Genomic DNA, 21,312 nt, shown 5'->3' with positions numbered 1-21,312 from the left:
AAAAAATTTAAACAATTTCAGGGTAATGTGAACTTCTTCACTGTCTACCCTGCCGAATTCGTTAAATATGGGGACAGAAGGTCGATCTCGAATATATCGAAAGTTTTAGCCCGTGTTGTTTTAGATGGTATTCGAGGGGGCGAGATTGATACTTCCGGCGGGGCGCAGTTGATTTTCAACAGCGCCCCGTTCTCTTTTCCAAAGCATATGGCGAAGTACTTACTCTGCACCTTCGCGCAGACCATGATGATGACTAAACACCGGCCGCGCATGAAGCACCTCTGATCGGAAATCCGCCATGCGCCCCGGTAGCGCGCGATAGAATGATGCCAAACCTGGCTCAACCGCCATCGCATACTTGGCACATTCCTTGCACAACCCAGCGACTACGGTCTGTGATTCCCGTGCGCGTATCGCCTCTAGTAGACCTATGTGTGCGGTCTGCAGCTTTTGAAACGATGCACTGCCTGCTACTTCTCGATCTCCGACCAGTACATAAACAGGCTCTGGCTCGCTTTTGCCTTTCAAATCCACGAAGCCCGCCTCTAGCAGCGCAAGATCAGAATTGGTGACACGGCGAATAGAGTCTGAGACTAGAATATCATAATCCACATGTCGGCAGTTTTGTTCGATCCGCGCTGCCACATTCACCACATCTCCGATTACTGTGTAATTGAACCGGCGCCGCGAGCCGATATTGCCTACGCAGGCGGCTCCGGTTGCGCAGCCTGTCGCCAGAGCGATGGGAGGACGCCCGCGCATGATGGGCAAAGTGTTGAACCTATCTAACGCGCCGCGCATCTTCAGCGCGGCCAAAGCAGCGCGGCACGGGTGATCATCCACGGGCAGCGGTGCATTCCAAAAAGCCATAACCGCATCGCCGATGAACTTGTCGATCGTTCCACGCTCGACCAGAATCTGATCCCCGATCTCTGAGAACAGCGCATTCAGCAAGGCCACCAGATCGGTGGCTGATACAGACTCGGACAATGGCGTGAAGCCCCGAATGTCCGAAAACATCACCGTGATCTCCTGAGATTCACCTCCCAATTGCAGCTGATGCCCGTTGGCCTCCATCTCATCGAGGATTTCCGGTGCGACATAATGCGAGAAAGTCTGGCGGATCACCCGCTTCTCCCGCTCGGTCGAAACAAAGAGGTACCCGGCCAGAAGCCCGAAATTGGCCATACCTCCGGCCAAAGGGAAGGTCGCATCAAACAGAACCGACTGGTTCTGGAACGCCAACCAACTGATGGCAATCACGGCCGATGCGGCCACACCGCCTGCAGCAAAAGAAGCGACCGCCCCATAGTTGGACATGACCACTGTGACAACGACGCCCAGGATCACGAACGCCAACAACTCAAGCGCTGAGGTAACATCCGATCTGCTCAGCACATCGCCAAGGATGATCTGTTCGATAATCTGGGCGTGGATCGAAACACCGGGAACAGATTCACCCAGTGCCGTTTCGCGTATATCGAACAAGCCCGCCGCAGAGGTGCCGACCAGAATGATCCGTCCTTCTATCTCTGACTGAAGCGTTGGATCACTACCGCTGCGCATGACATCATCGGCCGACAGATAGAGGCCAGGATTGTCCCGCCTGTAACGCACCCAGATCTCGCCATTCTCGGTGGTCGGCAGCACAAAATCACCCAGACCAACCTCAAGCATGATGCCGATCTCGTCCTGCGATCCTTCGGCAAAATAAACGGATTCGCCCATGGCCACCCGCAGGGCTTCAACCCCAAGCGCAGGTAATACACCGTTGGGCCCGGACCAAAGCACAGGGACCCGTCGCACCACACCCAAACTTCCTTGGGGCGAAACATTAACACCCCCGATCCCGGCCGCTTCTTCCCCCAATGGCGGTGCCAGAGAGGTCCAGTGGGCAACGCTGACAAGGCCAGCTGCGGGGTTCTCTCCGATTTCGACTAACCCCGCCTTCGGTACAATGGCCGAACCGCTATCGGTTTGCCGGGCTGCCACACCCAGAACCACTGGCCATTTCGCAACTTCGTCCCCAAATCTGACGTCATTGTCCAGATCGATCGCGGTCTGATCCACCTGCAATAGTCCGGACAAGGTCGGGTCTTGCAACAGTCGCATCGGAGAGTATCGGTCGGGCTCGGCAAACAGCATATCAAAGGCAATCGCAGCGGCACCGTATTCGCCCAATCGTTCGACCATCTGACCCAACAGGGTACGAGGCCAAGGCCATTGGCCCCATTCTGCCAGAGACCTTTCATCAATATCCACCACGCGGACCGGCAGATCCGGGTTGTAAGCCCGTGGTGAAATACGCTGCAGGATATCGAAGTAAATCAATCTGGACATTTGAACGGGATACGGATCCGCGACCCTAATGAAGCAGCCCATCAGGATCAGCGCCAAGCCCACAAGCCTGAATACTAATCGATGCCCAATTTTGTCTCTTATCTTACCCACCACGTTCACCTTCCAGGCGCAGGGGAACATGAAAATATATGTAACCTGATGCTACCAACCAGCTATCGCTGAAGCGTTACCTGCCGTCGCCGTTGCCCTGACACCCGATCCACCGATATTTCCACTGGATGCGTTTACGGATGTTCTCGTTTCACCCGAGGCGCTTACACCTGCGCGCGCTGATGTCCCAGAACGCCCTTCGGCGCTGGCTGAGGCCCGGTCTGGCGCTTCGGATCGCCCGCTTTCGCGGGCCGCCGACACCTCAGAACGACCTTGTTCCGTTTGCCGCCGCGCTTCGCGCCGCTCTGGCCTTTCAGATTCAATCTTTGGGGCCTGAGCCTGTCTGCCCGAACACCCTTCGGCACTCACCCGAAACGGTGGCAGCAGTTGCGTTTGCGAGCGTATGAAGGGGAAACCACCTTTTAGCGCTTTGTCATACTGCTCCTGATCTATCGGGCGCCCCACCTGACCGCCCGAACCGGTCGCAAAGAGACTGCACTGTCGGCTTGCCGACCGGCACGACCCGCGTCGGCCGCACATCTGAACGGTGCCCTCGATAACCAGCATCGCGCTTTGGCTGCCGGATGTAATCCACATGTCAAATGTCGTTCCCCGCACGGCCATGGTGGCATCGGGCGTTTTGATCGAATAAGCGCGCTTTCGGCTTTTGCCTGAAATGAAACGGAAACTGCCGCCCAGCGCCTGCACGGTGAAGTTTTTTGCCTTCCGATTGCCTCGCAGCATCGAGACATCCAGGATCATTCGCGCGTTCGGACCAACCGCGATCTTGGTTTCATCTACAAACACCAATTGAACCACGCCTGATCTGTCGGTCGAAATAGTATCGCCTGAAACAACATCCATCCCTTCACGCAAGCGTATCTTTTTACCGGCCCGGATAATATCCGCGCCCGGTTTAGCACTGAGCACTTTTCCGATTGATGCGATGGCCGACGCAGGCAGCGTCGCTAGAACCAAGAAAACACAAAACAATTTCAACCAGGCCAAACCCAAGTCCCCTTCCCCCAAAAGGTACCTACCAGGGTGCCAAACACCCCACGCCCGATATCTGTCGCCTCAGAAAGCTAAATCTGAATAGTTATTAGAGCCTTAAAACTAGACAAATATGCGCCAGAACAGGTGGAGTTGGCAAGGTTTTGCATGTTTTTCAGCATTTCGGGGGTTTCGCACCCCTGCTTCCGGTAGCCCCAGCGCTCCTTCTTGTGGGTTTGATCATCGGTATTCAGAAAAATTTTCCAGACATAGAAAATCGCCTTGTATCTGGATGACAGGCAAGGATATACCGGCCAGCGGAGACGTGGCCGAGTGGTCGAAGGCGCTCCCCTGCTAAGGGAGTAGGCGGGAAACCGTCTCGAGGGTTCGAATCCCTTCGTCTCCGCCACCCATACCGGGCATCACCTGCGATGCCTGCCATGGTCTGAACGATCTCATAAAATCATCCCACTGAATTCACGGCATTTCACGGGCGTTGCACACTACCATTTCTCAAGGCGGATTGGATCGCTCGCATCAACCATTGCACCCTGATGCCGGAGCTTGGTGCGTTGTCTGCAGTACAATTCAGCCCAGGATGTTGGAGGCGGTGAGATATCTATCTTCGTCGCCCTAGAAAGCTCAATTTGGCAAACTGGCGCAATCGACACCCGTTACGGATTCAAAAAAAGGCCGTCCCAACTGGGACGGCCTTTCATTCACTGTCTCTCGAAAGAGGTTCAGGCAGCCAGCGCGGCCTGTGCTTTGGCGACGATCGCGCCGAACGCTTCCGGTTCGTGCACAGCCAGGTCAGCCAGAACTTTGCGGTCCACTTCGATACCGGCCAGGTTCAGGCCGTTAATGAAGCGGGAATATGTCAGTGCCTCGTCATGCGAACGGACAGCGGCGTTGATACGCTGGATCCACAGCGCGCGGAAGTTGCGCTTGCGGTTCTTGCGGTCGCGGGTTGCGTACTGGTTGGCCTTGTCTACGGCCTGACGGGCAACCTTGAAGGTGCTCTTGCGGCGGCCATAGTAACCTTTGGCAGCCTTGATGACCTTCTTGTGACGGGCGTGAGTTACGGTTCCACCTTTAACGCGGGACATCTCTTAATCTCCTCTTAGCGGTCGTAGGGCATGTAGCCCTTGACGATCTTGGCGTCGGGGGCGGACAGGGTGGTGTTGCCACGGGCGTCGCGGATGAATTTCTTGGTCCGCTTGATCATGCCGTGCCGTTTGCCGGCCTGGCCAGCAAGGACCTTACCGGTCGCAGTCACCTTAAAGCGCTTTTTGGCGCTCGACTTTGTCTTCATCTTAGGCATTTCCGTCTCCTTTCGGGGTTCGGTTTCAGACGCGACTCGGCATGCCATCTCGGCCGGTCACGCGATCAGAAGCGCCGTTTACGCAAGTTCGGTCATACTGGCAAGGGGGTTTGGGCCAGAATCTGCGCTTTTTGCAGGCTGGCTAGGCACCGGGGCGACGCGCGCCGCCCCGGTGGTTTGGATTAATGTTCGAATTTGCGGATTTCACCGCTCTTCAAACGCTCTGCATAAGATGCCAGTTCCTGACGTACCACTTTCATCAAGAAGTAGAGCGCGAAGACGTTCACAACCGCCATGGCAAAGATCGCCGCATCCGAGAAGTCGATAACGGGGCCAAGGTTGGCCGCTGCACCGATGACTACGAAGATGCAGAAAATGACCTTGAACACCAGCTCTTTGGTCTGGCCTTCACCGAACAGATAAGTCCAGGCCTTGAGGCCGTAGTAGGACCAGCTGATCATGGTCGAGAAGGCAAACAGGACCACGGCGATCGCCAGCACGTATGGGAACCAGCTGAACGCGCTGCCGAAGGCGGCAGAGGTCAGGCTAACGCCCGAGTTGCCATCAACGGTTGCAATCGCGTTGCCCGCCTCGTTCAGCATATAGTTTCCGGTCTCCGGATCGACGATCAGCTGCTGGGTGATGATGATCACCAACGCGGTCATGGTACAGATTACGACCGTATCAATGAACGGCTCCAGCAGAGACACAAAGCCCTCGGTGATCGGTTCTTTGGTGCGAACCGCCGAGTGGGCAATCGCCGCAGAACCAACGCCCGCTTCGTTCGAGAACGCCGCACGCCGGAAGCCCTGGATCAATGCGCCGACCATACCGCCAGCAACACCAAGACCGGTGAAGGCTCCCGCGAAGATTTGGCCAAAGGCCCAACCGATCTGATCCGCGTTCATCAGAATGATCACCAGAGCCGCGGCCACATACATCACGCCCATGAAAGGAACGACTTTCTCAGTCACGCGCGCGATGGATTTCAGGCCGCCCACGATCACTGCAAAGACGATGCCTGCAAAGACCAGGCCAGTGATCCAGCCCGGGTAATCTCCGACGATGCCTGCGATCTGCTGATGCGCCTGATTGGCCTGGAACATATTGCCCCCACCAAGCGCGCCAAGGATGCAGAAGATCGAGAACAGAACGGCCAGAATTTTACCGCCCGGCAGGCCCAGTTCGTTGAACCCTTTCGACATATAATACATTGGACCACCAGAAACGGTGCCGTCATCATATTCGTTGCGGTACTTTACACCCAGCGTACATTCGGTGAATTTCGACGCCATGCCCAACAGGCCTGCGACAATCATCCAAAAAGTTGCACCTGGCCCGCCGATACCGACGGCGACCGCAACACCAGCAATATTACCGAGGCCAACTGTACCGGACAGCGCCGTTGCCAGCGCCTGAAAGTGGCTAACTTCACCCGCATCATTGGGATCAGAATAGTCACCTTTCACAAGGCTGATCGCATGACCGAAGAAACGCAATTGTACAAAGGCAAAATAAAGCGTGAAGACGGTCGCGGCGATGACCAGCCAACCCACGATCCAAGGGAACCCGGTGCCCGGAAACGGGGCAAAAATAAAGCTGACGAAAGGCCCGGTGAAATCAGCAAAGGCCTGGTTGATTTTATCGTCCAACCCGACCGCCTCCTGTGCGGCAGTGGGGCTCGCAACCAGAGCGGCAAGTGCTGCCAGACTCAGTTTGTTCTGAATATTCATCATAATCTCTCCCCTCAGTTCACGACCGTAACCGGAACATCGGCGTGCATGACAAGGTTCTGGGTCGAACTGCCAAACAGGCGTTTTTTAAACCCATCTGCCGAGGCCCGACCCACAACGATCTGGGAGCCACCGTTTTCAACCGTGATTGCATTCAGCGTTTCCGCCACATCTCCGTGACGGACGATGCCGCGCGCCTCGAATCCTGCAGCCTTCAACGCTTCGACCGCTGGCTCGATGATCCGTGACGTAGCTAACGCAACCTCTTCTTCGCGCCGTTTGTGGCGCAGGGCGTTCTCTTCTGGTGTCTGGAATGTGAAAGGAGACCATTCGATGACGTAAACCGCCAGAAGCTCGCATGAACCGATACGCCCGGCCAAGTCTTTGGCAAAGGCGATCGCGCGTTCTCCGGTTTCTGTCCCGTCCAGTCCTATGACAATTTTCGTTGTCATGCCGTTCCTCCGTTATTGTTGCTTTGGCCGGGGCCCTCGCCCCCGGCAGGGCAGCCGGAACCTGGAACTTGCTTGAGTAGACCGCCCTAAGGGCAAGTATCCCGAAAAAACACGCAAAAACAGAGAGATTATTGCTGGATACAACCCTCAAACTTCTAAGGCACTGTAAATAAATATTATTATATGCCCAAATATTAGGCATACGCTTGGTATCAAACTGAAATTAGTAGTGGTGATCCGGGCTTAGCCCGGATCAGTGTTGTAGATCAGCCGTTCATCACAAGGGGCGATACGTAAGATGTTGGTGGTGCCAGGAACATTGAAAGGGACGCCGGCGGTGACCACAATCTGATCAGTCTCAGCGGCGAAACCACCCGAACGGGCGGCGCGAGCGGCGCTGACGACCGCACCTTTGAACCGCTCTTGTTCAGGGGTTAAGACGCAATGACAACCCCAGCTCAGGCAAAGCCTGCGGGCGGTGCCGGTGGCGGGGGTCATCGCGATGATAGGCACACCGGGACGCTCACGGGCGGTGAGCAAGGCGGTGGTCCCGCTTTGAGTGAAGCAGCAGATGGCTTTGATGTCAGTCTTTTCGGCAATCTCGCGTGCCGCAGCCACGATACCATCAGCGATGGTCGTACCCTTGGCGGTACGCGACGCGGCAATAATTTGAGTGTAGGTTGGGTCAGCTTCAACTTCGATGGCAACCTTGTTCATCGTCTGAACCGCCTCGATGGGATAAGAACCAGCAGCCGATTCAGCACTCAGCATGATTGCATCGGTACCCTCGTAGATCGCGGTGGCCACGTCTGAAACCTCGGCCCGTGTGGGCATTGGGCTTTCGATCATGCTTTCCAGCATCTGGGTTGCGACAATCACAGGCTTCGCGGCTGTACGGCATTTACGCACCAGACGTTTTTGGATCGGGGGGACTGCCGAAACAGGCAGTTCGACGCCCAGATCACCCCGCGCAACCATGATCCCGTCTGAGGCGTCAAGGATATCGTCAAAAGCTTCGACCGCAGCAGGTTTTTCGATCTTGGACAAGATCGATGCTCGGCCATCCGCCAGTGCGCGCGCCTCGAACACATCCTTGGCACGCTGAACGAAGCTCAGCGCCAACCAGTCCACACCCAGTTGGCAGACAAATTCCAGATCGTCGCGATCCTTGGCCGACAGCGCTGCCAATGGCAGCACCACGTCAGGCACGTTCACACCCTTGCGGTTCGAGATCGTACCGCCGACTTCAACGGTACAATGTGCAAAATCCTGTCCGCAATCCTGTACGATCAGACGAATCTTTCCGTCATTGACCAGCAGGCGCGCACCTGGCTCCAATGCGGCAAAAATTTCGGGATGTGGCAGGCAGACACGGGTTATATCCCCGGCTGCGGGGTCAAGGTCCAGACGAAAAGCTGCGCCCTCCTCAAGTTCTTCCGCATCATTTGCAAACACGCCAACGCGCAGCTTTGGCCCCTGCAGATCGGCCAGAATCGCGATCGGGCTTTCCAGATCCTTTTCGATCTGCCGGATTATACGGTGCCTCTCGCGAATCTCATCGTGGCTGCCATGGCTCATGTTCAGCCGGAATACATCGGCCCCTGCCTCATGCAGCGCACGGATGGTATCATAGTCATTGGACGCCGGTCCCAGCGTCGCCACGATTTTCACATTTCTCAGGCGTCGCATTGATCAGGCTCTCCTCAAACGCGTAAATGTTACCGCAAACATTGCTCAGGCTGCTTATTGCGCAATTCCCTTTCCAACGCAACTGTCCTACACCTGCGACAAACAAGATGACAGGCTCATGACATACTCTCCGTTTTTTGTTCACGGCGCGGATCGCCCGTCGCGTTGGCTGATTACCTGTGACCACGCCACCAACATGGTGCCGCCCGATATCAACGGCGGAGACCTGGGCCTGCCGCGCGAAGATATGGAACGCCATATCGCTTATGACGTGGGCGCCTACGAGGTCTCAAAGCATCTGGGTGAGGTCCTGAACGCCCCCGTAATCGCAGCCAACTTCTCGCGCCTCGTAATTGACCCCAACCGGGGCGAGGACGATCCGACGCTGCTGATGAAGCTCTATGACGGTTCGATCATCCCCGGTAACCGACACGCAGATGCGACCGAGCGTGAGCGTCGTCTAAATATGTGTTACCGGCCCTATCACGATGCGCTGGCACAGCTTGCGGCCCTGCCGCATGCGGTCATCATCTCGATGCATTCCTTTACGCGCCAGCTCCGTGGCCGCGATCCTCGGCCGTGGCACATCGGCGTCTTGCACACACCGGATGAGCGGTTCTCGCGCCCGCTGATCAACCGGTTGAACGCCGAGGATTATCTGTGCGTTGGGGTAAATGAACCCTATACAGGTGTGCTACCCGGCGATGCGATCGACAAGCATTGCAGCAGTTTCGGCCGTCCTAATGCACTGATCGAACTGCGTAATGATCTGATTGCGGATCATGACGGGCAACGCAGCTGGGCCGAACGATTGGCCGTTATTCTGCAGGATGCACTGAACGATAGCGGACTATGACGTTAGGTCACTTCATGCCGCTTCCGATCCTCGAAATATTGTGAGCCAATATACTGACACCCATATATTAACGGAAAGGAGACGACCATGACTCAGGAATTCCTGACTACTGTCTTCGGCTGGATGACCGCCCTTAACATCGCTGTTTTGTTGTTCAGCACACTTATGATCCTCATCATGCAGGACTGGATTGCAGGCGTGCATGGCAGAATGTTCCAAATGGAGCGGGCCGACGTTAAGAGGGCCTATTTCAGGTATCTTGCGAACTACAAAATCCTGACAATCATTTTTTGCCTTGTGCCGTGGCTGGCCCTCAAACTGGCATAAAGCATCCAAACCTGACGTTCCAAGGGGCCTTAAGGCCCCTCCTGTTCGTTGTAACATGGCCCACGGATTGCTAGGTCAGGTTCAGAACGCAAGACAATCATTCGGAGCCCGACAATGGACAAGCAAACCGAAATCGAACTTCAGGCCGCAGCGTTTCGCCGTTTGCAGCAGCATCTGATGCAGGATCGCACCGACGTACAGAACATCGATATGATGAATCTGACCGGGTTCTGCCGCAATTGCCTGTCGCGCTGGTATCAGGAAGCCGCCAATGCCAAGGGCATCGACATGGACAAAAACGAAGCGCGCGAGATTTTCTATGGTATGACCATGGATGAGTGGAAGGCCAACTACCAGACCGAAGCGAACGCAGAGAAACAAGCCGCCTTCAAGGTCGCGTTTGAAGAGAACGTCACGAAAAAAGGCTGACGCCCCGAAAACGAAAAAGCCCGCCGTTTTGGCGGGCCTTTGCTTTAGATTGCGGCCTTTCGGCTTTCGTCCAGATAGATCTCGCGAAGGCGTTTGGCAATCGGGCCCGGCGTGCCATCACCCAGTGCCACGCCATCAATCTCAACCACCGGCATGACAAAGGCGCTGGCCGAAGTGGTGAAGGCCTCATCCGCCTCTTTCGCCTCGTCGATGGTGAACAGGCGCTCCTCAATCTCCATCTGCGCCTCGGCTGCCATGCGCAGAACCGCCTTGCGGGTGATGCCGTGCAGAATGTCGTTGGACAGCGGGCGGGTGACGATCTTGCCGTTTTTGACGAAATAGGCGTTGTTGCTGGTGCCTTCGGTGACATAGCCATCTTCAACCAGCCAGGCATCGTCACAGCCAGCCGCTTTCGCCATCATCTTGCCCATGGACGGATACAGCAGTTGCACGGTTTTGATATCGCGGCGGCCCCAACGGATGTCATCGATCGAAATGACCTTGGCCCCTTTCTTCGACGCGGGGCTGTCGGCCAGACCTGGCTTATTCTGCGTGAACAAAACCAGCGTAGGCTTGGTATCCGCTGACGGAAACACAAAATCCCGGTCGCCGTCACTGCCGCGCGAAACCTGTAGATAGATCAGACCCTCTTCGATGTCGTTCAGCTCGACCAGTTTGCGATGGATTTCCAGAAGTTCTTCTTTGCTGCAGGGTTCAGCCATCTGTAACTCGTCCAGCGAGCGTTTCAGCCGCACCGCGTGGCCTTCGAAATCGACCAGCTTACCATCCAGCACACTGGTTACTTCATAGACGGCGTCTGCAAACAGGAAACCTCGATCAAAGATCGAGACGCTTGCCTCGGTTTCAGGCAGGTATTCGCCATTCACATAAACGGTGCGGGTCATGTTCTTCTCCTCAGCCCCAAAGTGCCGCTTTGGGCGGATGCACTCCGGCGTCATCAAAAATCAGGGGTGTGTCGCGGTCTTCTGCCAACAAAAGCGGTCCGTCAAGGTCCGTCACCATCGCGCCCTGCGCCACCAGCGTTGCAGGTGCCATGGCCAGCGAACTTCCAACCATGCATCCGACCATGATGCCATAGCCCTCGGCCAGCGCGGCCTTTCGCAGCTCCAGCGCCTCGGTCAGACCGCCGGTCTTGTCGAGTTTGATGTTCACCACATCATATTTGCCTTTTAGCGCAGGCAAGCTGGCCCGATCGTGACAGGATTCGTCGGCACATACCGGCACCGGACGATCCATGCCGATCAGTGCATCATCCTCACCGGCTGGCAGAGGTTGTTCAACCAGAGCAACGCCCAGTCGCACAAGATGCGGCGCAAGATCGGCGTACACTTCAGCAGACCAACCTTCATTGGCGTCGATAATGATTTTGGAGTCCGGCGCACCAGCCCGCACAGCCTCAAGCCGGGGCATGTCGTCCGGTGTACCAAGTTTGATCTTCAACAAGGGTCGGAACGCATTTTCTGCTGCCTGTGCCTGCATTGCCTCGGGAGTGTCCAGGGAAAGAGTATAGGCCGTAACTTCAGGCCCCGGTGCGGCAAGTTCCGCCAGCTCCCACGCCCGTTTGCCGGAGCGTTTCGCCTCAAGGTCCCAAAGCGCACAATCCAATGCATTCCGAGCCGCGCCGGCAGGCAGCAGATCCATCAGGGAATAGCGAGAGAATACGTCGGGCAGGCCGGCAATCTCGGCCTCGACTGAATCCAGCGTTTCGTCATAGCGCGCATAGGGCACGCATTCGCCCCAACCATGATCCACACCATCCGAGATCCGAACCGTCAGGACCTTTGCCTCAGTCCGTGAGCCGCGCGAGATAGTGAATACCTGCGCCAGCCGAAATACATCGCGGGAAACGTCAATCTGCACGCGTTCAACCTTTCATCGAAAGTGGTGTCTGTTGCCGACAGCAAGGGGCGATCGGCAACCTGCTTAGATCACAGTGCGGCCAGCGCATCCACCAGTTTACCGGCACCAAACCGGTAAGGATCGGTTGCTGGGATACCCATCTCGGTCTCAACCTTGGCGATGTATGCGTGTGCGTCGTCTTCGCTCAGATGCTGGGTGTTGATCGACACGCCCGCAACCTGGCATTCCGGGTTAGCAACACGCGCCAGCGGCAGCGCTGTGTCGCGCAACTGCTCCAGCGTCGGCAGCGAATACTCAGGCAATCCTCGCATATGGGTCCGGGTCGGCTCGTGGCACAGGATCAGCGCGTCGGGCTGACCGCCATGAATCAGCGCCATGGTCACGCCAGAATAGGACACATGGAACAACGAGCCCTGCCCTTCGATGTGATCCCAGTGATCCGGATCGTTGTCCGGTGTCAAATACTCAACGGATCCCGCCATGAAATCGGCGATAACCGCATCCAGCGGAACGCCCTGACCCGTGACCAGAATTCCGGTCTGACCGGTGGCCCGGAAGGTGGATTTCATGCCGCGTTTGCGCATTTCAGCGTCCATGGACATCGCAGTGTACATCTTGCCGGCAGAGCAGTCGGTTCCAACGGCCAGGCACCGCTTACCAGTACGCTGGCGGCCGTTTGCGATAGGATATCCTACGGTCGGTACACGGACGTCGTGCAATGTGCAGCCGTGAGTCTGTGCCGCAGCAACCAGATCGCCTTCGTCGCGCAGCAGGTTGTGCAGGCCCGACGCCAGATCATAACCCATCTCCAGTGCTGCGATCAGAACCTCTTTCCAGGCCTCACTGATGACCCCACCTCGGTTGGCAACACCAATGACAAGAGTCTTGGCACCAGCAGCTTTACCTTCGGCAAGTGTCATTTCGGTAAGACCCAAATCAGTCTTGCAACCATCCAGCCTTATTTGACCCACGGCATTCTCAGGACGCCAGTCGCGGATACCAATGGCCACTTTGGCCGCCAACAAGTCGGGCGCATCGCCCAAAAACAACAGGTACGGTGTCTCGATCATTGCGGTGCACTCCTTTGATTCTGGCTTAAGCTAGAGAACCGTTTTGACGAGGGTTTCTCAAATTCTTCTTGCCTGCCCGCCCACAGCGGGAAGTTTTTGCGTATTTGGACTTTCTTGCACAAGATTGTTCGAAGTTTTTAAACTGATCAAACTTTAAGCACCCCATTTTGCCAGTATCTTCAATCATGCTGCATACGCATTGCCGCATATGCACAATCACGCTTGCGCAGCATTGCGCAATTTAATATCCCATGACCAACCCTAAACGCAATTTCCTTACTCTCATGAGGTCCAAATGAGCTTCCGCATCCAACCTGCCGCTCCGGCCCGGCCCAATCGCTGCCAACTGTTTGGCCCGGGCTCGAACACCAAGCTATTTCCCAAGATGGCTGCATCAGCTGCAGACGTCATTAATCTGGATCTAGAAGATTCGGTGGCTCCTTCCGACAAGGATACCGCTCGCGCTAACGTAATCGAGGCGCTGAACACAGTCGATTGGGGCAATAAATACATGTCGGTTCGGATCAATGGGCTGGATACACCCTATTGGTACCGTGACGTGGTTGATGTGCTGGAACAGGCAGGCGACCGTCTGGATCAGATCATGATCCCCAAGGTAGGCTGCGCGGCCGATGTCTATGCCGTGGACGCGCTGGTTACCGCAATCGAGCGTGCCAAGGGCCGAACCAAGCCAATTTCATTCGAAGTGATCATCGAATCTGCCGCCGGACTGGCGCATGTCGAAGAAATCGCAGCCTCATCCCCGCGCCTGCAGGCCATGAGCCTTGGTGCCGCAGATTTTGCAGCCTCAATGGGCATGCAAACAACCGGCATCGGGGGTACGCAGGAAAACTACTATATGCTGCGCGAGGGTGAGAAGCACTGGTCCGATCCGTGGCACTGGGCGCAGGCCGCAATTGTCGCCGCCTGTAGGACTCATGGCGTGCTGCCTGTCGACGGCCCGTTTGGCGATTTCTCAGACGATGAGGGCTATATCGCGCAGGCCAAACGGTCTGCCACACTGGGGATGGTCGGCAAATGGGCCATCCACCCCAAGCAAATCGCATTGGCCAATCAGGTCTTCACACCGTCGGATGAAGCAGTGTCCGAAGCGCGCGAGATCCTGGCTGCCATGGAAGAGGCAAAAGCCAACGGTGAAGGCGCGACTGTCTACAAAGGGCGTTTGGTCGATATCGCCTCAATCAAACAGGCCGAGGTAATTGTGGCACAGGCGGAATTGATCGCGGCGGGTAACTAAGAAAAAAGGGCGCTCAGCCGAGCGCCCTAATCGATCTGATCAGCGTCCAAATACATTGTTTGGTGTCCATGTGAAACGCTCACCCTTCTTTCCTGATTTCATCATCAGGCACGAGGTACCGTATTTCTGAAAATACTTGATTTTGATTGGATACCAACCCGCCTGCGGCACTTCGACCTCGGTGCGTTGGTTGGCTTCGCAGCCCTGACGGCCGTTGACATAGCCAATCTGCTGACCGCCGACCCAGGCGTCAATCCCATCGTTCGACCAGGTCTCAAGCTCGTAAACTCCGGGTGAATCAAACCGGATATATCCGCTGATTTCCGCGGCAACATTGAACGCCTGATTGTAGGTCAGGACAGGATCACCTTCGTTCGTGTCTCTGTAGTCCAAACCTCGGAGGGGCTGACCCGGCTTTGCCTTTTTCAGCAGATGATTGACCTTCGAGAGGTTCTGGATTTTGCGAGGCGGGTTACCTTCCCAACTGTATTTTACGTTCAAACCGGCTTTTGGGCTGGGCTGAGGGCTAGCTGGCTGTAACTTCAAAGGTGCTGCTGTCGAAGCGCCGGCAAACATTGCCAAGGCAGCCACCAGCGCTCCGGTGCGGAAAAATGTCATGGTCTACTCCCTGAATTTGCGCCTGCTTCGGGGTTAATCCCTGCCGACGATCCTGTTGAGATGACACTAGGCGCTGAACTTTGACCTCGCAAGATGGTTAAAAATCACTTTTTAATGGTCACGCACGCATATCCTTGGGCGATCCCATCACAACATATGAGGTGATCGAGGTCACATGCGGCAGTGTACCCAGCACCTCGGTGTGGAAGGTTTTGTAGGAAGGCAGATCGGCACATTCGACCCGTAGCAGGTATTCGATCGTGCCCGTGATATTGTGACATTCCACCACTTCGGGCGCTTGTTGCAAGGCCCTTTCGAACCCTTCCTGCGCCGCTTTTGTGTGCTCGCCCAAACCAACGCCGATATAGGCAACGAAACCCACCCCCAGCGCCGCCGGGTTCAGCACCGCTCGGTAGCCGGAAATGACCCCTGCCCGCTCAAGCTCCTGCACCCGGCGCAAGCAAGCGGATGGGGACAGGCCCACCCGCTCGGCAAGATCGAGGTTGCTGACGCGGCCATCGCGCGAAAGTTCGTGCAATATTTGTTGGTTGATCTGATCAATCTTCGCCATTTATTGCGACATTAGCCTTAGAACGCACGAATACGCAATTTCATTTGCCGGGTTCAGCGAGAAAATGCAGCCATGACCTACGATATCCTGATGGCCCTGATCGCGTTTGCTTTTGTCTCGTCAATCACTCCAGGCCCTAACAACCTTATGCTGATGGCATCGGGTGCGAATTTCGGCTTTCGCCGGACAATCCCGCATATGCTGGGCATTGGTTTGGGCTTTACCTTTATGGTGCTTCTGGTGGGGGCGGGTCTGGTTCAGATCTTTGACCGGTATCCGATCAGTCATACCGTGTTAAAAGTACTGTCGGTTCTGTATCTGCTGTATCTGGCCTGGAAAATCGCCCACGCAGCGCCCGCCAAAGGTGCCGATGCTGCAGGCACCCCGATGACGTTCCTGCAGGCTGCAGCGTTCCAATGGGTGAACCCAAAAGCCTGGGCGATGGCGTTGACCGCGACAGCCGCCTATGCGCCCGACCAAACGATCAACGCGATTCTGCTGGTCGCGCTGGTGTTCGGAGCCATCAACCTGCCCTCGGTCAGCACCTGGACGGTTCTTGGACAGCAAATGGCGCGAATCCTGACGAACCCGCACCGATTGCTGGTTTTCAACTGGACGATGGCGGCCCTGCTTGTGGCCTCGCTCTATCCGGTGCTGTGGCCGAATTAGGTTACCTGAGCGGCAGGCAAATTTCTGTCAACAGATCCTCGGGGGCCGTTTCTCGTGGATCGTTGAGATAGATCTCATAACACGGATGGTCCGCAGGTTCTTCGCCAGACTCGGGCAACCAATTGCCAAATAATGCCTGATACGCGCCGTGAAGGCCGGAATAAGGTCCCTTGAAGGTCAGCACCGCTGTTTTGCCACCCGGAATTTCAAGGTCTTCCATCCCCTCGGGCGTATCATCACCGCAGAATTCAGCACCTGCAAAACTGCGCAATTCATCCTCGGGCACATCGTCCGGACTGTCGAGATACAGCCCGATCATCGGGCCGACTTGCGGCCACAGTTTGCGGGATTCGCACAGGGCACCAAAGGCCTCAAAGCTGCGGCCAATCTCGGCATACGCCCCTTTATGTGGCAGCGCTATGACTCGGCGGGACGGTTCGGTTCGGGTTGTTACGGGATGCATCGGATATCCTCCGGTTTTGAACATTGGATGGGCCGGCAGTATTTGCCCCGCACGTCGAAACGCGGTGGGGCTGCTGCCGTAGGCCTCGGAAAAGGCCCGCGCAAAGGATTTTTGGTTCGGATAGCCAATGTCGGTCGCGATCCGCGTAACCGGTCTGTCTGTTTGCACCAGCCAGCAGGCGGCACGGTGCAGGCGTATCCGACGGGTGGCCTGCGCGCAGGTCTCGCCAGTAATGGCGCGAAACACGCGATGCCAGTGAAACCGCGACATGGCTGCGACCTCGGCCAAAGCATCCAGCGACAGATCCCCGGCGGGGTGATCATGGATGTAGGCCAACACGCGCAACACGCGATCTTCGTAGCTGGTGGCCATCGGTATCCTTCCTTCTCTTTGCCCGTCCGTGGTCGCATATTCCGCGACCACAAATCTTGCTGAGTTGCATCCCGGACCACCTTTGGTCATATAGCAGGGAACTTCCGCGTTGAGAGGCGTCATGACCCAGTATCTGGATTTCGAAAAACCGCTGGCCGAGATCGAAGGCAAAGCTGAAGAGCTGCGCGCGCTGGCCCGTGCCAATGAAGAAATGGATGTGACGGAAGAGGCCGCCGCGCTGGATGCCAAGGCCGCCAAGCTTCTGGACGAGCTGTATGCCGATCTGACCCCATGGCGGAAATGTCAGGTGGCGCGTCATCCTGAACGTCCACACTGCAACGATTACGTGGATGCGCTGTTTACCGAATTCACCCCACTGGCAGGTGACCGGAACTTTGCCGACGATCTGGCGGTAATTGGCGGTCTGGCGCGGTTCAACGATCAACCCGTCATGGTGATTGGCCACGAAAAAGGTAGCGATACCAAATCGCGGATTGAACGCAATTTCGGCATGGCCCGCCCCGAGGGCTATCGCAAGGCTGTACGCCTGATGGAAATGGCAGGCCGCTTTGGCCTGCCGGTAATCACCTTGATCGATACAGCTGGGGCCTATCCCGGCAAGGGGGCGGAAGAACGTGGCCAGTCCGAGGCGATCGCGCGCTCAACCGAGATGTGCCTAAAGATTGGCGTTCCTTTGGTGTCCGTAATCATCGGCGAAGGTGGTTCGGGTGGCGCGGTCGCCTTTGCGACTGCGAACCGCGTAGCGATGTTGGAGCATTCGGTCTACTCGGTGATTTCGCCCGAAGGCTGCGCGTCGATCCTGTGGAAAGATGCCGAGAAGATGCGCGAGGCCGCCGAGGCGTTGCGCCTTACCGCTCAGGATCTGCACAAGCTGGGCGTTTGTGACCACATCATCACCGAGCCCAAGGGCGGTGCACATCGCAACCGCCCGGCGGCGGTCGAAGCCGTGCGGTCTGCAATTGCCTCGATGCTGGAAGAGCTTGATGGGAAAGACGCGGCAGCCCTGATCAAGGACCGCCGTCAGAAGTTCCTGGATATCGGTTCGAAAGGGCTGGCGGCTTAACCCGTCAGCCACCCAACCGCTGCAACAGAGCCACCGAAGGCTGGCCAGTCACGGACAACCCGTTGGCGCGCTGGTAGGCGCTAATTGCCGCCTCAGTATTCTTGCCGATAACACCATCTGCGCCTTGTGTGTCATAGCCCGCGGATGTCAGGCGGCGCTGCAGTTCTTTACGATCCTCCAGCGTCAAACCGGTCGCATCCGGCCCGAATGACGCTTGGAACGGCGCGCCGCCAGCAATGCGATCAGAAAGATGACCTACGCCGATCGCGTAGCTGTCCGAATTGTTGTAGCGCTTGATCACCTGAAAATTGCGGAACACAGCAATACGTGGGCCGGGCGTCTGCGGTTGCAGCACTGCCGCCGGCGTGCCCGAAACCGTGCCGACTTCACCGCCCCAAGGCTGCCCTCGCACCCAACCGGCACGTGCCAGATAAGCAGCCGTTGACGCAAGTGAATCTGCTGGGTCATCGGACCAGATATCGCGCCGCCCGTCGCCGGTGAAATCGACCGCATAAGCAAGGTAAGATGTCGGAATGAACTGTGTGTGGCCCATCGCTCCGGCCCAGCTGCCGGTCATGTTAGCCGGGGTCGTATCGCCCTCTTGAATTATCTTTAGCGCCGCCACCAGTTGCTTCTCAAAAAACGCTCCGCGCCGCCCGTCATAGGCCAGAGTCGACGTTGCCGAGATCACCGGCACATCGCCCCGCCGTGCGCCATAGCGGCTTTCTAGGCCCCAAACAGCCACGACGACCTCTTTGTCGACACCGTATTGGGCTTCGATCTGCGACAGGGTTCCTGCATGCCGCACAAGCATTTGTTTGCCGGTGCTGATCCGCTCGTCCGACGCGGCAATGGCCAGATAATCCTCAAGCGAGCGTTTGAATTCGACCTGATTGCGATCGCGTTCGATCACTTCGGGCAGATATCCTGCGCCTTGAAACGCGCGGTTAAGGGTCGTCTGCGAAATGCCCTGAGACGCTGCCCGGTTTTTGAAACTGGCCACCCAGGCATCCCATCCGGCGTTCGGAACAGCACGCATCCGCGAAGCCGGAGCAGTGTTGGGTGCGGTGCCTGTGGAACAGGCCGCCAACAGGGTTGACCCAAGCCCGAAGGAGAACATTCGTCGATTAATCATGATTAAATCTGCTCTTGTTGTGATTTGCGCTCAGGATAGCGCAGCCCTGTCGCTCAGGCCAGCAAAGCGACATTCGAAATCACCTGAACAGAGAGATAGGCAACAAGCCGCTCAGGTCACAAGCAGCCGCAACCCCTGTGTCACATCCGAACGTACAGCAAGTCGCAAACCGGGCTCATCCCCGGCCTTGAGCGCAGCGATGATCAGGCGATGGTAGTGCGGTGGCTCGGTCCTCCGCAACCGACCATATAGCGCACGCATCGTTGGACCCAGTTGCAGCCAGACGGTTTCGGCCATGGCAAGCATCGCGGGGGCCTGCGCGCGTAGATACAGCGTGCGGTGAAATTCCAGATTTGCACGGATATATCCCACTGCATCGCGTTTCGTGACCATCTCGGCTACTGCCATGTTGATGCTTTGCAACCGGTCAATCAGCGCCATATGCGCGCGCGGCAGGGCCCGGCTGGCCAGTTCAACCTCAAGCAGCGCGCGCAGCGCCGCCAGCTCTTCGATCCGATCGCGCGTGAGTTCCGGCGTTGATACCCGACCGGAGGTGGACAGGAACAAAGCACCTTCTGCCGCCAGACGTCGCACCGCCTCGCGCGCGGGAGTCATCGACACACCGAATTCCTTGCCAATCCCGCGCAGCGTCAACGCCTGCCCCGGGGCAATCTCTCCATGCATGATGCGGGATCTGAGGGCGCGATAAACGCGATCATGGGTTGCCGTATGAGACTCGGCGGGGCGTGAGGTTAACATGAGTTTATGTGATCACAAATCGCGCTGAGGTCAAGCGACGGAGTCGAAGCGATATCTGTGCAGTTCAGCCCCGTTGTCTCGCAGCCAGCGGCGTGGTTCTTTGTAAGGGCCAAAAATACGCTCGACCTGCGCCCAGAACGCAGGTGAGTGGTTCATTTCGGCAAGATGCGCCACTTCATGCGCGGCCACATAATGGAGAACCTCTGTCGGGGCGAGGATCAACCGCCACGAGAACATCAACCCGCCCGCAGAACTGCACGACCCCCAGCGCGAACGCGTATCGCGCAAAGTAAGGCTACTGTACGACCGCCCCAGCATCGCCGCGTAATCATCGCACGCACCGGTCAGACGATCGCGGGCAAGCTCTTTTAGAAACCGCGCTAGTCGCCGTGCTTCGGCACCGGGCGGAACCCCGATCGCATCGCCACTCAGCAAGACCCTCCGCCCCGATGCAGGAACGATTCGCCGCGCCGTACCCTCGATCGGAATGAACTGCCCTACGCCAACTGCTTCAATGCTGGGTCGATCCTGCAGGTGCCCGCGGATCCAGCCCTCTTTCTGCTGTGCGAAATTCAGCGCTTCGGCTTCAGCCACCCCTGTCGGGTAGGTCAGCGTAACCCGTCCATCCAATTGGGAAATTCGCAAACTGATCCGCCGTGCGCGCGCCGATCTGCGCAGTGTCAGCGGCACCGGAGGTGTTCCGGGCAATGCGTGTCGCCCCATGGGTGGGCCTCCTTTGCGCAAAGGCTTTGACAGTGCCTGCCGCATGTGGCAGGTGACCTGAATCATTGATGAGATTCACCTGATATCAAGGGGATTTGATATGCCCAAGGAAGAATGGGGCGTAAAGCGTGTCTGCCCGACAACCGGCAAACGGTTTTACGACCTGAACAAGGACCCGATCGTCAGCCCCTATACGGGCGAGGTCGTGGAGCTGGATACCGGAAAAAGCCGGATGATCGCCGCGGATGCTGAAGATGCCGCATCGGTCAAGGCGCGCGAAGCGTCGTCGGACGAAGACATCGTTTTGGATGATGACGATAATGTCGATGTCGAATTGGATGACGATCTGCTGGACGACGATGACGACGGCGACAACGTTTCACTAGACGATATAAAGGACATGTCGTCAGAAGACGAAAACTGATGGATCCCGAGGCGGCCCCGCCGCCTCGACCCGG

23 protein-coding genes and 1 tRNA gene are annotated in these 21,312 nt (G+C 56.9%); 8 read left to right on the top strand and 16 right to left on the bottom strand.

All coding sequences use genetic code 11. The annotated features are described in order from the left end of the window. Positions 1-219: 219 nt before the first annotated feature. Both ACR0NM_RS14395 and ACR0NM_RS14390 read right to left on the bottom strand, forming a co-directional pair. The gene (locus ACR0NM_RS14395; RefSeq protein WP_480615341.1) at positions 220-2,481 is read right to left on the bottom strand and encodes a CHASE2 domain-containing protein; all 2,262 of its coding nucleotides are present in this window, start codon (positions 2,479-2,481) and stop codon (positions 220-222) included. A gap of 21 nt (positions 2,482-2,502) precedes the next feature. Continuing rightward, positions 2,503-3,459: a FecR family protein gene (locus tag ACR0NM_RS14390; RefSeq protein WP_480615339.1), complete on the bottom strand. Its 957-nt coding sequence runs from the start codon at positions 3,457-3,459 to the stop codon at positions 2,503-2,505. A 304-nt stretch (positions 3,460-3,763) separates the two neighbouring features. On the opposite strand from ACR0NM_RS14390, the gene ACR0NM_RS14385 reads away from it, so the two are divergent. Continuing rightward, a tRNA-Ser gene (locus ACR0NM_RS14385) sits at positions 3,764-3,853 on the top strand. A 331-nt stretch (positions 3,854-4,184) separates the two neighbouring features. Here the strand turns inward: ACR0NM_RS14385 and rplT are convergent. The 5 genes from rplT to pyk all read right to left on the bottom strand — a co-directional run bounded on the left by rplT (position 4,185) and on the right by pyk (position 8,639). Beyond that, entirely contained in the window at positions 4,185-4,550 is a 366-nt protein-coding gene (rplT, locus tag ACR0NM_RS14380) for a 50S ribosomal protein L20 (protein WP_008756009.1), read from the bottom strand. Between the two features lie 14 nt (positions 4,551-4,564). Next, positions 4,565-4,765 carry a 50S ribosomal protein L35 gene (gene rpmI, locus ACR0NM_RS14375; protein WP_010443552.1) on the bottom strand — a complete coding sequence of 67 codons (201 nt, stop codon included), beginning with the start codon at positions 4,763-4,765 and terminating at the stop codon, positions 4,565-4,567. A gap of 182 nt (positions 4,766-4,947) precedes the next feature. Continuing rightward, positions 4,948-6,498, bottom strand: coding sequence for an alanine/glycine:cation symporter family protein (locus ACR0NM_RS14370; RefSeq protein WP_170597221.1), 1,551 nt, complete (start codon positions 6,496-6,498; stop codon positions 4,948-4,950). A gap of 14 nt (positions 6,499-6,512) precedes the next feature. After that, entirely contained in the window at positions 6,513-6,950 is a 438-nt protein-coding gene (locus ACR0NM_RS14365) for a universal stress protein (protein ID WP_170395586.1), read from the bottom strand. Positions 6,951-7,193: 243 nt separating this feature from the next. Then, the gene (pyk, locus tag ACR0NM_RS14360; RefSeq protein ID WP_170395584.1) at positions 7,194-8,639 is read right to left on the bottom strand and encodes a pyruvate kinase; all 1,446 of its coding nucleotides are present in this window, start codon (positions 8,637-8,639) and stop codon (positions 7,194-7,196) included. Between the two features lie 118 nt (positions 8,640-8,757). Between pyk and ACR0NM_RS14355 the strand changes: the two genes are divergently transcribed. From ACR0NM_RS14355 to ACR0NM_RS14345, 3 genes are all read left to right on the top strand, one after another. Then, positions 8,758-9,495 carry an N-formylglutamate amidohydrolase gene (locus ACR0NM_RS14355; RefSeq protein WP_480615337.1) on the top strand — a complete coding sequence of 246 codons (738 nt, stop codon included), beginning with the start codon at positions 8,758-8,760 and terminating at the stop codon, positions 9,493-9,495. Between the two features lie 87 nt (positions 9,496-9,582). Then, positions 9,583-9,822 (top strand): DUF6868 family protein, encoded by a 240-nt coding sequence (locus tag ACR0NM_RS14350; protein WP_170401976.1) that lies wholly within the window; start codon positions 9,583-9,585, stop codon positions 9,820-9,822. A 114-nt stretch (positions 9,823-9,936) separates the two neighbouring features. Further along, on the top strand, positions 9,937-10,251 hold the full coding sequence (locus ACR0NM_RS14345) for a DUF1244 domain-containing protein (protein ID WP_170395578.1): 315 nt from the start codon (positions 9,937-9,939) through the stop codon (positions 10,249-10,251). A gap of 44 nt (positions 10,252-10,295) precedes the next feature. Here the strand turns inward: ACR0NM_RS14345 and ACR0NM_RS14340 are convergent, their stop codons facing one another. The 3 genes from ACR0NM_RS14340 to dgcN form a co-directional block, all read right to left on the bottom strand. Continuing rightward, positions 10,296-11,156, bottom strand: a complete 861-nt coding sequence (locus ACR0NM_RS14340; protein ID WP_170395576.1) for a D-amino-acid transaminase — start codon at positions 11,154-11,156, stop codon at positions 10,296-10,298. A gap of 10 nt (positions 11,157-11,166) precedes the next feature. Then, the gene (gene dgcA, locus ACR0NM_RS14335) at positions 11,167-12,132 is read right to left on the bottom strand and encodes an N-acetyl-D-Glu racemase DgcA (RefSeq protein WP_480615335.1); all 966 of its coding nucleotides are present in this window, start codon (positions 12,130-12,132) and stop codon (positions 11,167-11,169) included. Positions 12,133-12,200: 68 nt separating this feature from the next. Then, entirely contained in the window at positions 12,201-13,202 is a 1,002-nt protein-coding gene (dgcN, locus tag ACR0NM_RS14330) for an N-acetyltransferase DgcN (RefSeq protein WP_480592351.1), read from the bottom strand. Positions 13,203-13,497: 295 nt separating this feature from the next. Between dgcN and ACR0NM_RS14325 the strand changes: the two genes are divergently transcribed. Continuing rightward, on the top strand, positions 13,498-14,460 hold the full coding sequence (locus ACR0NM_RS14325) for an L-malyl-CoA/beta-methylmalyl-CoA lyase (RefSeq protein ID WP_480592349.1): 963 nt from the start codon (positions 13,498-13,500) through the stop codon (positions 14,458-14,460). Between the two features lie 39 nt (positions 14,461-14,499). Here the strand turns inward: ACR0NM_RS14325 and ACR0NM_RS14320 are convergent, their stop codons facing one another. Continuing rightward, a complete protein-coding gene (locus ACR0NM_RS14320) occupies positions 14,500-15,078 on the bottom strand; it encodes a PA14 domain-containing protein (protein ID WP_480615332.1) in 579 nt (192 codons plus the stop codon). 118 nt (positions 15,079-15,196) lie between these two features. Next, the gene (locus ACR0NM_RS14315) at positions 15,197-15,649 is read right to left on the bottom strand and encodes an Lrp/AsnC family transcriptional regulator (protein WP_170733525.1); all 453 of its coding nucleotides are present in this window, start codon (positions 15,647-15,649) and stop codon (positions 15,197-15,199) included. Between the two features lie 72 nt (positions 15,650-15,721). Here ACR0NM_RS14315 and ACR0NM_RS14310 point away from each other — a divergent pair, with 72 nt between their 5' ends. Further along, positions 15,722-16,318: a LysE family translocator gene (locus ACR0NM_RS14310; protein ID WP_170663985.1), complete on the top strand. Its 597-nt coding sequence runs from the start codon at positions 15,722-15,724 to the stop codon at positions 16,316-16,318. A 1-nt stretch (position 16,319) separates the two neighbouring features. Here the strand turns inward: ACR0NM_RS14310 and ACR0NM_RS14305 are convergent, their stop codons facing one another. After that, the gene (locus tag ACR0NM_RS14305; RefSeq protein WP_480615329.1) at positions 16,320-17,153 is read right to left on the bottom strand and encodes an AraC family transcriptional regulator; all 834 of its coding nucleotides are present in this window, start codon (positions 17,151-17,153) and stop codon (positions 16,320-16,322) included. A 121-nt stretch (positions 17,154-17,274) separates the two neighbouring features. Between ACR0NM_RS14305 and ACR0NM_RS14300 the strand changes: the two genes are divergently transcribed. After that, a complete protein-coding gene (locus ACR0NM_RS14300) occupies positions 17,275-18,237 on the top strand; it encodes an acetyl-CoA carboxylase carboxyltransferase subunit alpha (protein ID WP_170395560.1) in 963 nt (320 codons plus the stop codon). A gap of 4 nt (positions 18,238-18,241) precedes the next feature. On the opposite strand, the gene ACR0NM_RS14295 is transcribed toward ACR0NM_RS14300, so the two are convergent. The 3 genes from ACR0NM_RS14295 to ACR0NM_RS14285 form a co-directional block, all read right to left on the bottom strand. Continuing rightward, the gene (locus tag ACR0NM_RS14295; protein ID WP_480615327.1) at positions 18,242-19,372 is read right to left on the bottom strand and encodes a lytic murein transglycosylase; all 1,131 of its coding nucleotides are present in this window, start codon (positions 19,370-19,372) and stop codon (positions 18,242-18,244) included. Positions 19,373-19,483: 111 nt separating this feature from the next. After that, positions 19,484-20,131, bottom strand: coding sequence for a GntR family transcriptional regulator (locus ACR0NM_RS14290; RefSeq protein ID WP_170395556.1), 648 nt, complete (start codon positions 20,129-20,131; stop codon positions 19,484-19,486). A 30-nt stretch (positions 20,132-20,161) separates the two neighbouring features. Further along, complete coding sequence (locus tag ACR0NM_RS14285; protein WP_480615325.1) at positions 20,162-20,854, bottom strand: M48 family metallopeptidase; 693 nt, start codon at positions 20,852-20,854, stop codon at positions 20,162-20,164. Positions 20,855-20,954: 100 nt separating this feature from the next. Between ACR0NM_RS14285 and ACR0NM_RS14280 the strand changes: the two genes are divergently transcribed. Further along, a complete protein-coding gene (locus ACR0NM_RS14280) occupies positions 20,955-21,278 on the top strand; it encodes a TIGR02300 family protein (protein ID WP_170402007.1) in 324 nt (107 codons plus the stop codon). The last annotated feature ends 34 nt before the right edge of the window (positions 21,279-21,312 follow it).

Source organism: Ruegeria sp. AF2 (assembly GCF_056542025.1).
Note: the sequence above shows the minus strand (reverse complement) of the source record. Positions and strands in the feature narration are given on the sequence as shown.

Excerpts from the sequence above, each read along its gene's own strand:
- ACR0NM_RS14395 (WP_480615341.1), bottom strand. The coding sequence starts at position 2,481 with ATGTTCCCCTGCGCCTGGAAGGTGAACGTGGTGGGTAAGATAAGAGAC.
- rplT (WP_008756009.1), bottom strand. The coding sequence starts at position 4,550 with ATGTCCCGCGTTAAAGGTGGAACCGTAACTCACGCCCGTCACAAGAAG.
- rpmI (WP_010443552.1), bottom strand. The coding sequence starts at position 4,765 with ATGCCTAAGATGAAGACAAAGTCGAGCGCCAAAAAGCGCTTTAAGGTG.
- ACR0NM_RS14370 (WP_170597221.1), bottom strand. The coding sequence starts at position 6,498 with ATGAATATTCAGAACAAACTGAGTCTGGCAGCACTTGCCGCTCTGGTT.
- ACR0NM_RS14365 (WP_170395586.1), bottom strand. The coding sequence starts at position 6,950 with ATGACAACGAAAATTGTCATAGGACTGGACGGGACAGAAACCGGAGAA.
- pyk (WP_170395584.1), bottom strand. The coding sequence starts at position 8,639 with ATGCGACGCCTGAGAAATGTGAAAATCGTGGCGACGCTGGGACCGGCG.
- ACR0NM_RS14355 (WP_480615337.1), top strand. The coding sequence starts at position 8,758 with ATGACATACTCTCCGTTTTTTGTTCACGGCGCGGATCGCCCGTCGCGT.
- ACR0NM_RS14350 (WP_170401976.1), top strand. The coding sequence starts at position 9,583 with ATGACTCAGGAATTCCTGACTACTGTCTTCGGCTGGATGACCGCCCTT.
- ACR0NM_RS14345 (WP_170395578.1), top strand. The coding sequence starts at position 9,937 with ATGGACAAGCAAACCGAAATCGAACTTCAGGCCGCAGCGTTTCGCCGT.
- ACR0NM_RS14340 (WP_170395576.1), bottom strand. The coding sequence starts at position 11,156 with ATGACCCGCACCGTTTATGTGAATGGCGAATACCTGCCTGAAACCGAG.
- dgcN (WP_480592351.1), bottom strand. The coding sequence starts at position 13,202 with ATGATCGAGACACCGTACCTGTTGTTTTTGGGCGATGCGCCCGACTTG.
- ACR0NM_RS14325 (WP_480592349.1), top strand. The coding sequence starts at position 13,498 with ATGAGCTTCCGCATCCAACCTGCCGCTCCGGCCCGGCCCAATCGCTGC.
- ACR0NM_RS14320 (WP_480615332.1), bottom strand. The coding sequence starts at position 15,078 with ATGACATTTTTCCGCACCGGAGCGCTGGTGGCTGCCTTGGCAATGTTT.
- ACR0NM_RS14315 (WP_170733525.1), bottom strand. The coding sequence starts at position 15,649 with ATGGCGAAGATTGATCAGATCAACCAACAAATATTGCACGAACTTTCG.
- ACR0NM_RS14310 (WP_170663985.1), top strand. The coding sequence starts at position 15,722 with ATGACCTACGATATCCTGATGGCCCTGATCGCGTTTGCTTTTGTCTCG.
- ACR0NM_RS14305 (WP_480615329.1), bottom strand. The coding sequence starts at position 17,153 with ATGGCCACCAGCTACGAAGATCGCGTGTTGCGCGTGTTGGCCTACATC.
- ACR0NM_RS14300 (WP_170395560.1), top strand. The coding sequence starts at position 17,275 with ATGACCCAGTATCTGGATTTCGAAAAACCGCTGGCCGAGATCGAAGGC.
- ACR0NM_RS14295 (WP_480615327.1), bottom strand. The coding sequence starts at position 19,372 with ATGATTAATCGACGAATGTTCTCCTTCGGGCTTGGGTCAACCCTGTTG.
- ACR0NM_RS14290 (WP_170395556.1), bottom strand. The coding sequence starts at position 20,131 with ATGTTAACCTCACGCCCCGCCGAGTCTCATACGGCAACCCATGATCGC.
- ACR0NM_RS14285 (WP_480615325.1), bottom strand. The coding sequence starts at position 20,854 with ATGGGGCGACACGCATTGCCCGGAACACCTCCGGTGCCGCTGACACTG.
- ACR0NM_RS14280 (WP_170402007.1), top strand. The coding sequence starts at position 20,955 with ATGCCCAAGGAAGAATGGGGCGTAAAGCGTGTCTGCCCGACAACCGGC.